Here is a 14,626-nt window from a genome sequence, read left to right as displayed (position 1 = left end):
ATGCGCACCATGACCTCAAGGGCCGCGGAGTCGGCCAAGGCGCAGGCCGGACCGGGGGCCTCCACGTCCCCGGCCGGCGGGCCCGCCGGCCGGGGAGGCGGCCGGAAGCGCTCGATGGGCGTGCAGAACCTGGCCGGCTGGCTGTTCTCCACCCCGTTCCTCGTGCTCTTCCTCGTCTTCATGGCGTTCCCGATCATCGCGACGCTGGTGATGAGCTTCACCGACTTCGGGCTGCGCAACGTCACGCACCCGCTGGACGCGGAGTTCATCGGCTTCGACAACTACGTCAAGCTCTTCGGCGACGAGAAGTTCCTCAAGTCGCTGTTCAACACGGCGTACTTCGTGGTGGTCGGCGTCCCGCTGACGATCGGTCTCGGCCTGGTCGTCGCCGTGCTGCTGAACAACGGCATCGACCGGGCACGGACCTTCTTCCGCGTCGGCTTCTACGCCCCGGTGGTCACGACCATCGTCGCGGTCGCCGTCGTCTGGCGGTTCGTGCTCGACCCGAGCGACGGGCTGATCGCGGGGCTCTTCTCCGAAGTGGGCCTCACCGCGCCCGACTTCCTGGGGTCCGAGACGCTCGCCATGCCCTCGATGATCGCGATGGCGGTCTGGCGCAACCTCGGCACGGTCATGGTGCTCTTCATCGCCGGCCTCCAGGCCATCCCCACCGAGGTGCGGGAGGCCGCCCGGCTGGACGGGGCCGGCGCCTGGCAGGAGTTCAAGGGCATCACGGTGCCGCTGCTGCGGCCCACACTGCTCTACGCCACGGTGATCACGACCATCGGCTACCTCAACGTCTTCGAGGAACCGTTCGTGATGACCCAGGGCGGCCCCTCGGACTCCACGCTCACCGTCTCGCTGAACATGTACCGCGAGGGCTTCAACTTCTTCCACATGGGCTATGCGAGCGCCATGGCGTATGTCCTCTTCGTAGTGATCATGGGCATCACGGTGCTGCAGCTCCGACTGCTGAAGGACAACACGAAATGAGCGCCACCCGTGCACCCGGCGCCGTCCCGACGGCGCCCGTGAAGAAGTCCCCGCGGTCCGGCGGCGGAGCCAAGCGCGTCCTGGTCTACGTCCTGCTCTCGCTCGGCCTGCTGGTCATGTCGGCGCCGTTCCTGTGGATGGCGGTCTCCGCCTTCAAGACGCAGACGGACCTGTCGGCCAGCCCGCCCGTGTGGCTCCCGACCGAGTGGACCCTGGAGAACTTCCGGAACCTGCTCGACAAGCTCGACCTGCCGCTGTACTTCATGAACTCGGTGATCGTGGCGGTGCTGGTGACCGTCTCGAACCTGGTGTTCTGCTCGATGCTCGGCTACGCCCTGGCCAAGCTGAACTTCGCCGGCCGCAACAAGATCTTCGGGCTGGTCCTGGGCGCGCTGATGGTGCCCGGCAACCTGATGCTGCTGCCGCTGTTCGTGCTGATGAGCAAGTTGCAGCTGATCGACTCGTACGCCGGTCTGGTGCTGCCGTTCGCGGCCGGCGCCTTCGGGGTCTTCCTGATGCGGCAGTTCATGCAGTCGATCCCGGACGAGCTGCTGGAGGCGGCCCGGATGGACGGCGCCGGCGAGTGGTACATCTTCTGGCGCATCGTGATGCCGCTGGTGAAGCCCGCACTGGCGACGCTCTCGATCTTCACCTTCCTGGGCTCCTGGAACAACTTCGTCTGGCCGCTCATCGCGACCAACGACCCCGACAAGTACACCCTTCCGGTCGCACTGGCCACCTTCGCCACCGACCCCAACAAGGCGGGCGGGTCCAACGGCATGCTGATGGCCGGGGCCTTCCTGATCGTGCTGCCGGTCCTGGTCGTCTTCATCGCGCTCCAGCGCCACTTCACCCAGGGCATCGCCACGGCGGGCATGAAGTAGCCCCCGCCCCGGGCGGCCGGGCCCTTCCCCGGCCGCCCCCCGAAACGTACGAGGCCGCGCGCCCCCATCCGCCCGGTCACACCCCTTCACGCACCAGAAAGACATTTCGCGATGACTCACACCCAGGTCCCGTTCCCCGAAGGCTTCCTGTGGGGCGCCTCCACCGCCGCGCACCAGATCGAGGGCAACAACACCAACTGCGACTGGTGGGTCAAGGAGCACACCCCGGGCACCCACATCCAGGAGCCCAGCCTGGACGCCTGCGACAGCTACCACCGCTGGCGCGAGGACATGGACGTGCTGGCCCGGCTGGGCTTCACGGACTACCGGTTCTCCATCGAGTGGGCCCGCATCGAGCCCGTCGAGGGCACCTTCTCCCGGGCCGAGCTGGCCCACTACCGCCGCATGGTCGAGGGCGCGATCGAGCGCGGCCTGCGCCCCATGATCACCCTGCACCACTTCACCGTGCCGCAGTGGTTCGAGGCGCGCGGCGGCTGGACCGCCGAGGGCGCCACCGAGCTGTTCGCCCGTTACGTCGCGGCCTGCGCGCCGGTGATCTCCGAGGGCGTCGAGTACGTCTGCACCATCAACGAGCCGAACATGATCGCCGTGATGGCCGGCCAGGCCAAGCGGGGCGACAACAGCTTCCCGCCCGCCGGCCTGCCGACCCCCGACGACGAGACCACCGGGGCCGTCATCGCCGCGCACCACGCGGCCGTCGAGGCGGTCCGGGCGATCAACCCGGACATCAAGGTCGGCTGGACCATCGCCAACCAGGTCTACCAGGCCCTGCCCGGCGCCGAGGAGGTCACCGCGGCCTACCGGCACCCCCGCGAGGACGTCTTCATCGAGGCCGCCCGCGGCGACGACTGGATCGGCGTGCAGTCCTACACCCGGACCAGGATCGGCCCCGAGGGTCCGATACCGACGCCCGAGGACGCCGAGCGCACCCTCACGCAGTGGGAGTACTACCCCTCCGCCGTCGGCCACGCGCTGCGCCACACCGCCGAGGTGGCCGGCAACGGCATCCCGCTGATCGTGACCGAGAACGGCATCGCGACCGACGACGACCAGCGCCGGATCGACTACTACACCGGCGCGCTGAACGAGGTCGCCCACGCCATCGAGGACGGTCTGAACGTCCGGGGCTACCTGGCCTGGAGCGCCCTCGACAACTACGAGTGGGGCTCCTACAAGCCCACCTTCGGCCTGATCGGCTGGAACCCGGAGACCTTCGAGCGGCTGCCCAAGCCGTCCGCCTCCTGGCTGGGCGGGATGGGCCGCACCCGCGCGCTGCCGCGCACCGCCGGCTGACGCCGGCCCCCGGAGCCGCTCCGGCTCCACGGGCCGGGCCCTCCCGGCCCACCCCGACCGGGAGCCACCTGACGGCTCCCGCCCGTACGGGGCCGGCGACACCTGACGGATCGCCGGTTCCCGTACCGCCGGGGCCCGTCCGCACCGCCCCCGCGCCGGACGGGCCCCGCGCCCGCCCGTGGCGCCGCCCGTGTCCAGCCCCGTTCACGGGCGGCGCCCGGCACCCCTCGGTGGGCTCGGGGCCCCCTCAGCCGCACCGGCCGGGTCGCGGGGGGCACGGGACGGACATAGCCTCGCAAAGGTGATGCCGCTCGTGGGCCGCCCCCGGTTCTCCCCGCCGGGCCGGGCCCTTCTCGCCGTGCTGTCGGCGGTGTGCTGGCTGGCCCTCCCCGTGCTGCCGGCCGCGCACGCCGACGATCCCGTCATGCTGTCCCGGGACGGGCGGATCACCGACCGGGCTGGGGCACCGGGCGACCACGGGGAGCAGGCGGAGGCGGTGCCGACGGGCAGGCCCGTGCCCGCCCCGGCCCCCACCCCCGGCGACCCCGGCCCCGGTGGCGACGGGACGGACGCCAAGGACCTGATCCTGCCGGTGGTCGTCCTCGGCGGGGCGGCGGCGGTCGCCGGTTACGCGTACGTCCGCCGCAGCCGGCGCGCCACGACCCGCACCACGCCCGCCGCGCGGGGCTGGGGCCGGAGCGGCCCGCCGCAGCCGCCGCCCGTCCCGCTGGAGCGGCTCGACGCGCGGGCGAAGGAGGCGCTGGTGGGGACCGACGACGCGGTGCGCACCAGCGAGGAGGAACTGGGCTTCGCCACCGCCCGGTTCGGCGAGGAGGCCACCGCACCCTTCGCGGCGGCGCTCGAGGGGGCGAAGGGCGAGCTGAGGACCGCGTTCCGGTTGCGGCAGCAGTGGGACGACGGCGTTCCCGAGGACGACGCGGCCCGGCGCCGGATGCTGGACGAGATCGTCCGCCGCTGCGCGGACGCGGACGCCCGGCTCGACGCCGTGTCCGGTGACTTCGACCGGCTGCGGGCCCTGGAGCGCGACGCGTCGGGGGCCCTGGCCCCGGTCGAGGAGGCGTTCCGCGCGCTCGCCGGACGGGTCCCCGCGGCCGGGGCGGCCCTGGCCGCGATGCGCGGACGGTACGCGCCCTCGGCGTCCGCGGCGGTCGCCGGCGCCGTCGAGCAGGCCAAGGAGCGGCTGCTGTTCGCCACGGCCGGGCTCAACCGGGCCCGGCAGGCGGTGGACGAGGGGGACGGTTCCGCGGCGGCCGGGTACATCCGGGCCGCCGAGGGCGCCGTGGACCAGGCGGCCACCCTCGTCGACGCGGTGGACCGGCGGGGCCGGGAGCTCGCGGAGGCGGACGAGCGGCTGGCCGGGGCGCTCGCCGGGGCGGAGAGCGATCCGGCCGACGCGGGCGGGCTGCTGGAGGACACCGGGGCGGGCGGGCCGAGCGGGGACCTGCGGAACCGGATCGCCCGCGCCCGTTCGGTGCTCGACGGGGTGCGGGAGGAGCTGCGGGCCGGGCCGTACGACCCGCTCGACGCGTTGCGCAGGGTGGAGGAGGCGGACGCGGCGCTCGACGAGGTGTCGGCGAGGGACGGGGAGCGGGCCCGTTCCCTGCTCGACCGCACGACGCTCACCGCGCGTTCGGCGATCGCCGCCGCCGACGACCTCGTCGCCACGAACCGCGGTGCGGTGGGCAGCCCGGCCAGGACCCGGCTGGCGGAGGCGCAGCGCCGGCTCGACCGGTCCCTCGAACTGGCCGGGGCGGGCGATCCGCAGGGGGCGCTGGCCCAGGTCCGGCAGGCGGACGCGCTGGCCGTGGAGGCGTCGAGCCTGGCGGAGCAGGACGTGCGGTCGTACGGCGGTGGCGGCGCGGCGGGCGGTGCGCGGGGGACGGATGACGGGCTCGGCGGCGCGGTGCTCGGCGGGATCATCCTCGGCGGCCCCGGGGGCGACCGGCACGAGGGCGACGGGGACGAGGGCGACGGACACGAGGGCGGCAGGCACCAGGGCGGCGTGCCCGGCAGCTTCGGCGGCGGGGGCACGCGGGAGCGGCGCGGCGGGGGCCGCTTCTGATCTGCCGGGCCGGACGGTCCCGCCCGGGGTCCGCGCACCCGCGACACGTACACGTACACCTACCCGTTGCCCGTGCCCGTACCGAGGAGAGGCGCCACGTCCCTCGGCGCTCTGCGGCTGATGGAGCAGGGCCACCGGGAGGACGTGGCCGCGGCCCGGGAGCGGGGCGACGAGCCGAGGGCGGCCGGGGCCGGGGCGGAAGCAACCGCCCGCCAACCGGCCGGCCCGACGGGCCCGGCGCGGCCGTCTCAGTACATGCTCAGCAGCTGCTCCACCGAGAGTTCGGCGGGCGGTTCCCCGTCGGGCAGGGCCAGTTCGAACCAGACGGTCTTGCCGCGCGGGGTCCGCCGCGAGCCCCAGGCCACGCTCATCAGCCCCACCAGCTGGAGGCCGCGACCGCCCTCGTCCGTGTCGCGGGCCCGTCGGCGGCGCGGCTGGACCAGGCCCGCGTCCCACACCTCGCACACCAGGGTGCGGTCGCGCAGCAGCCGGAGCCTGATCTCGCCCTCGCCGTACCGCAGGGCGTTGGTGACCAGCTCGCTGACCAGCAGTTCGGTGGTGTCGACCAGTTCGTCCAGGTCCCAGGCGAGGAGCCGGCCCCGGGCCAGTTCGCGGGCGCGGCCGACGGAACGGGGTTCGCGGGGCAGCACCCAGTCGCCGACCGCGTCGTCCGGCAGCCCCTGGACCCGGGCCACCAGCAGGGCGATGTCGTCCTCGCCGTGCCGGGTGTCGAGGGTGGACAGCACCCGGTCGCAGACGTCCTCGACGGGCCGCTCGGGTTCCACGAGCGCTCCGCGCAGTGCGTCCAGCCCTTCGTCGAGCGGGTGGTGGCGGGATTCCACGAGGCCGTCGGTGTAGAGGGCGAGCAGGGAGCCCTCCTTCAGCTCGACCTCGACCTCCTCGAAGGGTTCGCCGCCGACGCCGAGCGGCATCCCGGGGGGTACGTCGAGCAGCATGGCGGGTTCGCCGGGTTCGGCCACGGCGGGCGGGAGATGACCGGCGTTGGCGAAGGTGCACTGCCGGGTGACCGGGTCGTAGACCGCGTACACACAGGTCGCCAGGTAGACCTCGGAGAGGTCCGCCTCGCGGGACTTGTGGGCGGCCCGGGAGGGCCACTGGGAACCGCCGCGGGAGGGGCCGGAGCCGCCGGAGGTGCCCAGTCCGCGGGCGACCTCGTCGAGGGCGGAGAGCACCTCGGCGGGTTCCAGGTCCAGCAGGGCCAGGGTCCTTACGGCGGTGCGCAGTTCGCCCATCGCCACGGCGGCCCGCAGTCCGCGGCCCATGACGTCGCCGACGACGAGGGCGGTGCGGTGGCCGGGGAGTTCGATGACGTCGAACCAGTCGCCGCCCACCTCGGTGGCCGTGTTCCCGGGGAGGTAGCGGCAGGCGATGTCGAGTCCGGCGGCCACCGGGTCGCCGGGGGGCAGCAGGCTGCGCTGGAGGATCAGCGCCCGTTCGTGCTCGCGCCGGTAGAGGCGGGCGTTGTCGATGCAGACCGCGGCGCGGGCGGCGAGTTCGGTGGCCAGCGCGCGGTCCCGTTCGCCGAAGGGCTCGCTGCCCTTGGTGCGGGAGAACCGCACCAGGCCGACCACCGTGTCGTGGGCGACCATCGGCACGGCGAGCGTGGACTGCACGAAGCCCCGGTCGTCGCCGGGGACGTCCTCGACGCGGCCGGTGCGCAGGGCGATGGCGCAGGGCGAGTTGAACGAGAAGCGGTGCACGGCGCCGAGCGCGGGCCCGTCGGCGGCGTCGGCCTCCGGCAGGGCGTCCGACACGGCGCTGGCCAGGGCGACCCGGCGCAGCTCCGCGGAGCCGCCGACGGATTCCTGACGGAGCGAGTCCCAGCTGCCGGGCGGGGCGTCGTCGCCGGTGAGCAGCCCCTGGTACAGGTCGACGGAGGCGAGGTCGCAGAAGCCGGGCACGGCGACGTCGAGGAGTTCGCGGGCGGTGGTCTCCAGGTCGAGGGAGTTGCCGATGCGGGCGCTGGCCTCGTTGAGCAGGGCGAGGTTGCGGCGGGCGCGGGCGGCCTCGCGGGCGGCGATGTGCCTGCGGGTGACGTCGGTTGCCAGTCCGGCGATGCCGACGGGGCGGCCGGATCCGCTGTGCACCCGGTAGAGGTTCACGGACCAGTACCGGCTGCCGGGTTCGCCGGGGGCGGTGCCGACGAGCTGGAGGTCGGTGACGGACGTGCCGGTCGCCAGGACGCGTTCGAGGCTGGCGGTGAGCCGGTCGGCCTCGGGGCGGGGGAGGTAGTCCTCGACGGTGCGGCCGCGGTGGTCGTCGGCCCGGCCGCCGAAGACGGTGGCGAAGCGCTGGTTGGCCCGGATCACCGTGAGGTCGGTGCCGAACAGCACGAAACCGAAGGGGGACTGGCCGAATATGGCCTGTGAGGCGGCGAGGTCCGTCTCGATGCGGCGCAGGGCCCGGACGTCCACGACGATGCAGATCGCGGCCCGGTCCCCGTGTTCCGTCTCGCTCGGCATCACATAGATCTCGGCGAGGCCGTGCACGGTGTCCTCGTCCGGCATCCGGAAGGGGACGAGGCCCGTCCACTCCCGGCCGTCGAGAATCTCGTCGATCCGGCGCCGGCCGTCGGCGCGCAGCCCGTCGGGCAGGAACGCCTCGACCGGGTCCATGCCCACGGCCTTGTCCGCGCCGATGCCGAAGAGGCCGGCGGCCCGGCGGCTCCACTGCTCGATCAGGCCGTCGGGGCCGATCGAGAAGGAGGCGACCCTGATGTAGTCGTAGATCGAGCCGGGCGGGCTTGTCTGCCACATGACATCGCCCGCCGTCTCAGGTATTTCGCTCACGCGACCGTCCCCTCCAGCTCACACACCGGACCGGTCCTGCCCGCAGTATTCAGCACTACGGCCTCTTCCGACACGGCGTTCACGATCACAGCACGGTCTCAGTCCCTTTCGTCCAGGTTCCTTCGGACCTCCGTGATCGCTGTGCGTCCCACCCCACTCCTAACCAGGCAGGGCCAGCTCGAACCACACCGTCTTGCCGGTCTTTCCCGGTCTGGTCCCCCAGCTCCGTGCCGTGCGGGCCACGAGCTGCAGTCCTCTGCCGCCCTCGTCGTCGGGTCCGGCCGCGCGCGCGGTGGGCGGATCCGGAAGCGGATCGGATACCTCCACCAGCAGTCCGGGCCGGGCGGCGGGTCCGCCGCCGTCGGGGTCGGGCCTCAGCAACCGTACGCCGATGGGACCCGATGTATACCGCATGGAGTTGGTCACCAACTCGCTGACCAGCAGAACCGTCACATCGGTGAGCCCGGCGTCGAGCCCCCAGGCGCGCAGTGCCTCGTGAACCGCGTGGCGTGCGGACCGAACGGCGCCCGGCACAGCCGGGAAGGTCCACTCGGCGCTGTCGCCTGCGGTGTCGATCACGCCGATCACTTCCCAAGACCAGCAGAGGAGAAGGCCTCGCCTGCGAGGACTAATCAGCACATACCCGATAATCGGGGTGAACTATCGTCCGCATCGACACGTGGGGCGTACGGGTGTATGACCGCGCGCACGAACGGGTGGACACCGTGATGGGGGCGCACGAGCGTCCGGCGCGCGCCGCCGGGAGGGCGCTTGCCTCGGTCAACCACCTGCTCGGCGCCCCCGTACGCCCTGTTCTCGCGCCCAACCCCGAGCACCCCGGGCGCACCGTCGCACTCCGGCGCACGCGGGTTCCACCGCCACGTTCCCGCCATCGCCGGACCCTTGGGGCCCGGCTACTTCGGGGTCATCCAGGAGGCCAGCGGGAGGCCCCGGCTCCCGGCATGTCTCCAGGTCGCGGCGGTCGGCCCCGGTGCCGGGGCCCCGCCCTCGCCACCCTGGAGGGCGGTGAGGACCACCGTGACGGCGGCGAGTTCCTCGGGCGTGGGCGTACCGCTGACGACCTTCACCGGTGCGGACCCCCGCGGGGCCTGCGGAGCGTTCGTCATGCTTCCTCCACTCGCTGTCTCGTGGTGCCCGGCCAACGCGGGGCCGCCGGGCGGTCACCCGACGGGCCCTCAGGCCGGCGGGTTGCCGTGTTTGCGGGAGGGCAGTTCGGCGTGCTTGTTGCGGAGCATGGCGAGCGAGGCGATCAGGACCTCGCGGGTCTCGGCGGGGTCGATGACGTCGTCGACCAGGCCGCGTTCGGCCGCGTAGTAGGGGTGCATCAGCTCGGCCCTGTACTCCTTGACCAGCAGGCCGCGGGTGGTCTCCGGGTCGTCGGACGCCGCGATCTGCCGGCGGAAGACCACGTTGGCCGCGCCCTCCGCGCCCATCACCGCGATCTCGTTCGAAGGCCAGGCGAAGGACAGGTCGGCCCCGATGGAGCGGGAGTCCATCACGATGTAGGCGCCGCCGTACGCCTTGCGCAGGATGACCTGGACCCGCGGGACGGTGGCGTTGCAGTACGCGTACAGCAGTTTCGCGCCGTGCCGGATGATGCCGCCGTGCTCCTGGTCCACGCCCGGCAGGAAGCCGGGGACGTCGACGAGGGTGACCAGGGGGACGTTGAACGCGTCGCAGAACTGGACGAAGCGGGCGGCCTTCTCCGAGGAGTGGATGTCCAGGACACCGGCCAGGGACTGCGGCTGGCTGGCCACGATCCCGACGGCCTTCCCGTCCAGCCGGGCCAGGGTGCACACGACACTGGTCGCCCAGCGTTCGTGGACCTCCATGTGCTCGCCGTCGTCGACGATCTCCTCGATCACGGCCCGCATGTCGTAGGGGCGGTTGCCGTCGGCCGGGACCAGCTCCAGAAGCTTCTCGTTGCGCCGGCCGGCCGGGTCGGTGCCGGGGACGGCGGGCGGGTTCTCGCGGTTGTTGGAGGGGAGCAGGCCCAGGAGGTAGCGGACCTCGGCGATGCAGGTCTCCTCGTCGTCGTAGGCGAAGTGCGCCACCCCCGACGTCTCGGCGTGGACGTCGGCGCCGCCCAGGCCGTTCTGGGTGATCTCCTCGCCGGTGACGGCCTTGACGACGTCCGGGCCGGTGATGAACATCTGCGAGGTGTCGCGGACCATGAACACGAAATCCGTCAGCGCGGGGCTGTAGGCGGCGCCGCCGGCGCACGGGCCGAGCATCACGCTGATCTGCGGGATCACGCCCGAGGCCCTCGTGTTGCGCTGGAAGATCCCGCCGTAGCCGGCCAGCGCCGAGACACCCTCCTGGATACGGGCCCCGGCCCCGTCGTTCAGCGACACCAGCGGCGCACCCGCCGCGATCGCCATGTCCATGACCTTATGGATCTTCGTCGCGTGCGCCTCCCCCAGCGCACCCCCGAAGATCCGGAAATCATGCGCGTACACGAAGACCGTACGCCCCTCCACCGTCCCCCACCCGGTGACCACCCCGTCGGTGTACGGCTTCTTCTCCTCCAGACCGAACCCCGACGCCCGGTGCCGACGCAACTGCTCGACCTCACGGAACGAACCCGCATCCAGCAGCAGACCGATCCGCTCACGCGCCGTCAGCTTCCCCTTCGCATGCTGCGCCTCGGTCGCCCGGTCGGGGCCGCGGAGCACCTCTTCGCGGATGGCGGCGAGTTCGCCGACGCGGTCGAAAGGGGCAGCGGTGTCCTGCGGCATGACCAACTCCTTTGTCGTCTCTGCCCTGTTCAGCCGGTGCGCAGGGCCACGTAACCGCACAGCGCGTCGAGCGCCCGGCGGGACGGGCACTGCGGCAGCGACTCCAGCGCCGCCCTGGCCAGATCCAGTCGCCGGTGCAGGAGGTCGCGCGCCCGGGCGGGCGCGGAGGAGGACCCGAAGAGCTCCAGGGCGCGCCGTCTGGCCCCGTCCTCCTCGACCGGGCCGTCCGCCAGCAGCGCCCGCAGCTCGGCGCCGTCCGGGCTGGCGTCCGCCAGGGCCAGGAGCACCGGCAGGCTGGGCACGCCCGCCACGAGGTCCTTGCCCTGTTCCTTGCCGGTGAGGGCGGCGGGGGCGGCCAGATCGAGCAGGTCGTCGGATATCTGGAACGCGACGCCGAGCTGGTTGCCGTACTCCGCGAGGGCGCGCACGAACCCGTCCGGGGCCCCGGCCTGGAGCCCGCCGATCGCCGTCGCCATGGAGAACAGTGCGGCGGTCTTGCCCTCGGTCACCTCGAAGAAGTGCTCGACCGGGTCCTCGTCCGGGGCGGGCCCGGTCAACTCCCCCAGCTGTCCCGCGACCAGCCGGCTCGCGACCTCGGCGTTGAAGCGCACGGCCTCCGGCCCCAGTTCGGAGGCGAGCCGGGCCGCGCGGGCGAGCAGCCAGTTCCCGCCGGCCACCGCGAGCCGTTCGCCCCAGCGCGCGTTGACGCTGTCCACGCCGTGCCGCATCGTCGCCCCGTCCATCACGTCGTCGTGGTAGAGCGAGGAGATGTGGACGAGTTCGGCTATGACGGCGGCCTCGGTGACCCCGTCGCGGAACGGTTCGCCGAACTCGGCGCCGAGCAGCACCAGCAACGGCCTCAGCCGCTTGCCGCCCGCGGCGGCGAGATGGCTCGTGAGCGCGGCGACCCTCGGGTCGGGAGCGCTCGACACGCAGTCCAGCAGCCGCTTCTCGGCGGCGGCCAGCGACTCGGTGATCCTGTTCTCGAACTCCGGCTCGCCGAGGGCGAGGTGGGCGAGCATTTCGGATCCCGCCGGCACCGTGACGGTCATGCCCTCACCGCGCCCGTCGGACGGACGACCACGGACCGGTACGAGCAGGAGTGCGGGTTCATCGCACGAGCATCCGATTCCCGCTCCGGCCCCGGCAACACCGCTGGCCGCTTGATGCACACCCTGTCATCTTCCTGCCACACCGCTTCCGCCGGTGTGCGCAGGGATGCTCCTCCCGCAGGTGCCGGATTCATGCGGCAGGTTGCTGCCACATGTATCCGGGCGGCAGGAGGCGGGGAACGTCGCACACCGAGAATCAGGGGCCCCCTGGAAAGACGCACCGAAGGAGTCTCATGTTCGGAAGGATCGGGCAGTCCGCCGTCAAGCATCCATGGCTGACCATTCTCGCCTGGGTGATTGCGGCCGCCGCCCTGATATCCCTCGCTCCCCAGCTGAAGCCGACCAACGACCAGGCCGACTTCCTGCCGTCGCACTACGAGTCGGTCCAGGTCGGAAAGGTGCAGGAACGCGCCTTCCCGCAGCAGGAGCAGCCCGCCTCCATCGCGGTCTTCCAGCGCAAGGACAAGGCTCCTCTGACGGCTGCCGACAAGGCCGACGTGGTCGAGGTCGTGGCCGCTCTGGACAAGGCCGGCCTGAAGAAGATCAAGCGGATCGAGACCAATCCGCAGTCGGTCTCCGCCAACGGGAAGATCGCCCTGGCCAGCATCCTGGCCACCTCGAAGGACCCCTACGACGCGGACCTGATGAAGTCGGTCGAGGAGCTGCGCAAGAAGGTCAAGCCGCTTCTCGAACCGACCTCGTTGAGCATGGGCATCACGGGCCAGACGGCCACCGCGGTGGACACCATGCAGTCCTCCGGCAACACCGACGCGATGATCATGATGGCGACGATGGCGCTCATCGTGGTGCTGCTGCTCGCCATCTTCCGCAGCCCGCTGATCGCGTTCCTGCCGCTGATCGTGATCTCGGTCGTCTTCATGGTCGCCAACGGGCTGATCGCGACCGTGTCCGAGCTCGGCGGTCTGAAGACCGACGCGTCGATCTCGTCGATCCTGATCGTCGTGCTGTTCGGGGTCGGAACCGACTACCTCCTGTTCCTGCTCTTCCGCTACCGGGAACACCTGCGGACCGGCCAGGAGCCGAAGCAGGCCATGGCGGACGCGGTCGGCAAGGTCGGCGAGACCATCGCCTCCGCCGCCGGCGCGGTCATCGTCGCGTTCCTCGCCCTGCTGCTCTCCAGCCTGGGCATGTTCCGCGCCATGGGCCCCGCCCTGGCCATCTCCGTCGGCGTGACCCTCGTGGCGGCGCTCACCCTCGTGCCCGCGGTCTTCTCGCTCCTGGGCACCAAGGTCTTCTGGCCCTCCAAGGCCTGGCGCAAGCAGCCCGAGCACCGGCTCTCGCAGCGCGTCGGCACTCTCATCGGACGCCGTCCCGGTGTGGTCGCCGCGGGTTCGGCCGGGCTGCTCGCCGTTCTCGCGGTGGGTTCCCTCAGCTTCAACCCGATCTTCGACAGCGGCAGTTCGCTGCCGAAGGAGCTGGAGTCCGTCCGGGCGATGGAGGACCTCCAGCGCGGCTTCGCGGCCGGCCAGACCGACCCGGTCTGGGTGCTGGTCCACACGGACGACGGCAGCAAGCTGGACCAGGCCGGGCTCGGTGCGTACGCGAAGGAGCTGGCCGCGGTCGACGGCGTCGGCACGGTCGCCCCGCCGGTGACGAGCCCGAAGGGCGACGTCGCCCAGATCGCCGTGATGATCGACTACCGGCCGACCGGTGACCAGGCCATCGAGCTGGTCTCGGGTCCGCTGCGCGACGCCGCGCACGCCTCGGCGCCCGAGGGCACGGAGGCACTGGTCGGCGGCACCAGCGGGGTGATGGCCGACGTCCAGGACGCCGTCAACCACGACTACTCGCTGGTCTTCCCGGCCGCCGGACTGGCCATCATGATCATCCTCGGCCTGCTGCTCCGCAGTGTCGTGGCCCCCTGGTACCTGATGCTCGCCGTCGGCCTGGGCTTCGCCGCGACCCTGGGATCCACCGTGTGGCTCTTCCAGGACCTCAAGGGCGAGAGCGGGCTGCTGTTCACCCTGCCGGTGATCCTCTACCTGTTCGTCGTGGCGATCGGGACGGACTACAACATCCTCATGATCGCCCGACTGCGCGAGGAGGTCGGACGGGGCATCGGCGTGGCCGAGGCCACCCGCCACGCGATCGTCAGCTCCGCGTCGACGATCGGTGCCGCCGCCGTCATCCTGGCGGGCACGTTCGGTGTGCTGCTGCTGGCCGAGAACACCATGCTCCAGCAGATGGGCTTCGCAGTGGCCTTCGGCATCCTGCTCACCGCGTTCGTCATGGCGATGCTCCTGGTGCCCGCGGTCACCGCCCTGCTGGGACGCAGGGCCTGGTGGCCCGGCGGCCGGGACCACGGGCAGCCGGCCGCCCCGGACGAGACGCCTCGCGCGAAGGAGACCGTCGGCACCTCCGGCTGACCACCGTGGCCGAGCGACCGTGACGGCCAGGACCGGCCGTCACCCAAGGGCCGCCGCGCGGCGCACCCCCTCCCGGGCGCCGCACGGCGGCCCTTGCCGTGCGCGGGGCGCGCCCAGGGCGTACGCAAGGCGCGCACGGGCCGGGAGCAAGGCTGGAAGCGGGGACCTCAGGGGCCCGCAGGAACGAGGCCGGGAGCGGGGCCACACGGGCCGGGAGCGGCCCTCTTCGGCGTACGCGCAGGGCGGCGGTGGCCGTTCCCCGGGCGCGGTACCGGGGAAGGGCC

The 14,626-nt window shown here is 72.4% G+C and carries 10 protein-coding genes; 5 read left to right on the top strand and 5 right to left on the bottom strand.

Annotation, left to right across the window (positions count from 1 at the left end):
• The 4 genes from OCT49_RS23360 to OCT49_RS23345 all read left to right on the top strand — a co-directional run bounded on the left by OCT49_RS23360 (position 1) and on the right by OCT49_RS23345 (position 5,274).
• Positions 1–993 carry a carbohydrate ABC transporter permease gene (locus OCT49_RS23360; RefSeq protein WP_283853792.1) on the top strand — a complete coding sequence of 331 codons (993 nt, stop codon included), beginning with the start codon at positions 1–3 and terminating at the stop codon, positions 991–993.
• Entirely contained in the window at positions 990–1,877 is an 888-nt protein-coding gene (locus OCT49_RS23355; RefSeq protein ID WP_283853791.1) for a carbohydrate ABC transporter permease, read from the top strand. The genes OCT49_RS23360 and OCT49_RS23355 overlap by 4 nt, the downstream gene beginning before the upstream one ends.
• 111 nt (positions 1,878–1,988) lie before the next feature.
• The gene (locus tag OCT49_RS23350) at positions 1,989–3,191 is read left to right on the top strand and encodes a glycoside hydrolase family 1 protein (protein WP_283853790.1); all 1,203 of its coding nucleotides are present in this window, start codon (positions 1,989–1,991) and stop codon (positions 3,189–3,191) included.
• Positions 3,192–3,495: 304 nt separating this feature from the next.
• Positions 3,496–5,274, top strand: coding sequence for a TPM domain-containing protein (locus OCT49_RS23345; RefSeq protein WP_283855910.1), 1,779 nt, complete (start codon positions 3,496–3,498; stop codon positions 5,272–5,274).
• A 248-nt stretch (positions 5,275–5,522) separates the two neighbouring features.
• Here OCT49_RS23345 and OCT49_RS23340 read toward each other — a convergent pair whose 3' ends face one another.
• From OCT49_RS23340 to OCT49_RS23320, 5 genes are all read right to left on the bottom strand, one after another.
• Complete coding sequence (locus OCT49_RS23340) at positions 5,523–8,051, bottom strand: SpoIIE family protein phosphatase (protein WP_283855909.1); 2,529 nt, start codon at positions 8,049–8,051, stop codon at positions 5,523–5,525.
• A gap of 192 nt (positions 8,052–8,243) precedes the next feature.
• Positions 8,244–8,672 carry an ATP-binding protein gene (locus OCT49_RS23335; RefSeq protein WP_283853789.1) on the bottom strand — a complete coding sequence of 143 codons (429 nt, stop codon included), beginning with the start codon at positions 8,670–8,672 and terminating at the stop codon, positions 8,244–8,246.
• 326 nt (positions 8,673–8,998) lie between these two features.
• Positions 8,999–9,211 (bottom strand): acyl-CoA carboxylase subunit epsilon, encoded by a 213-nt coding sequence (locus OCT49_RS23330; RefSeq protein ID WP_283853788.1) that lies wholly within the window; start codon positions 9,209–9,211, stop codon positions 8,999–9,001.
• A 69-nt stretch (positions 9,212–9,280) separates the two neighbouring features.
• Entirely contained in the window at positions 9,281–10,843 is a 1,563-nt protein-coding gene (locus tag OCT49_RS23325; RefSeq protein ID WP_283853787.1) for an acyl-CoA carboxylase subunit beta, read from the bottom strand.
• Between the two features lie 29 nt (positions 10,844–10,872).
• Positions 10,873–11,895, bottom strand: coding sequence for a polyprenyl synthetase family protein (locus OCT49_RS23320; protein ID WP_283853786.1), 1,023 nt, complete (start codon positions 11,893–11,895; stop codon positions 10,873–10,875).
• Positions 11,896–12,188: 293 nt separating this feature from the next.
• Between OCT49_RS23320 and OCT49_RS23315 the strand changes: the two genes are divergently transcribed.
• On the top strand, positions 12,189–14,342 hold the full coding sequence (locus OCT49_RS23315; RefSeq protein WP_283853785.1) for an MMPL family transporter: 2,154 nt from the start codon (positions 12,189–12,191) through the stop codon (positions 14,340–14,342).
• Positions 14,343–14,626: the final 284 nt, after the last annotated feature.

The sequence above is a fragment of the Streptomyces sp. ML-6 genome (assembly GCF_030116705.1).
Taxonomy (GTDB): Bacteria; Actinomycetota; Actinomycetes; order Streptomycetales; family Streptomycetaceae; genus Streptomyces.
This window is presented reverse-complemented; position numbering and strand designations above follow the sequence as displayed.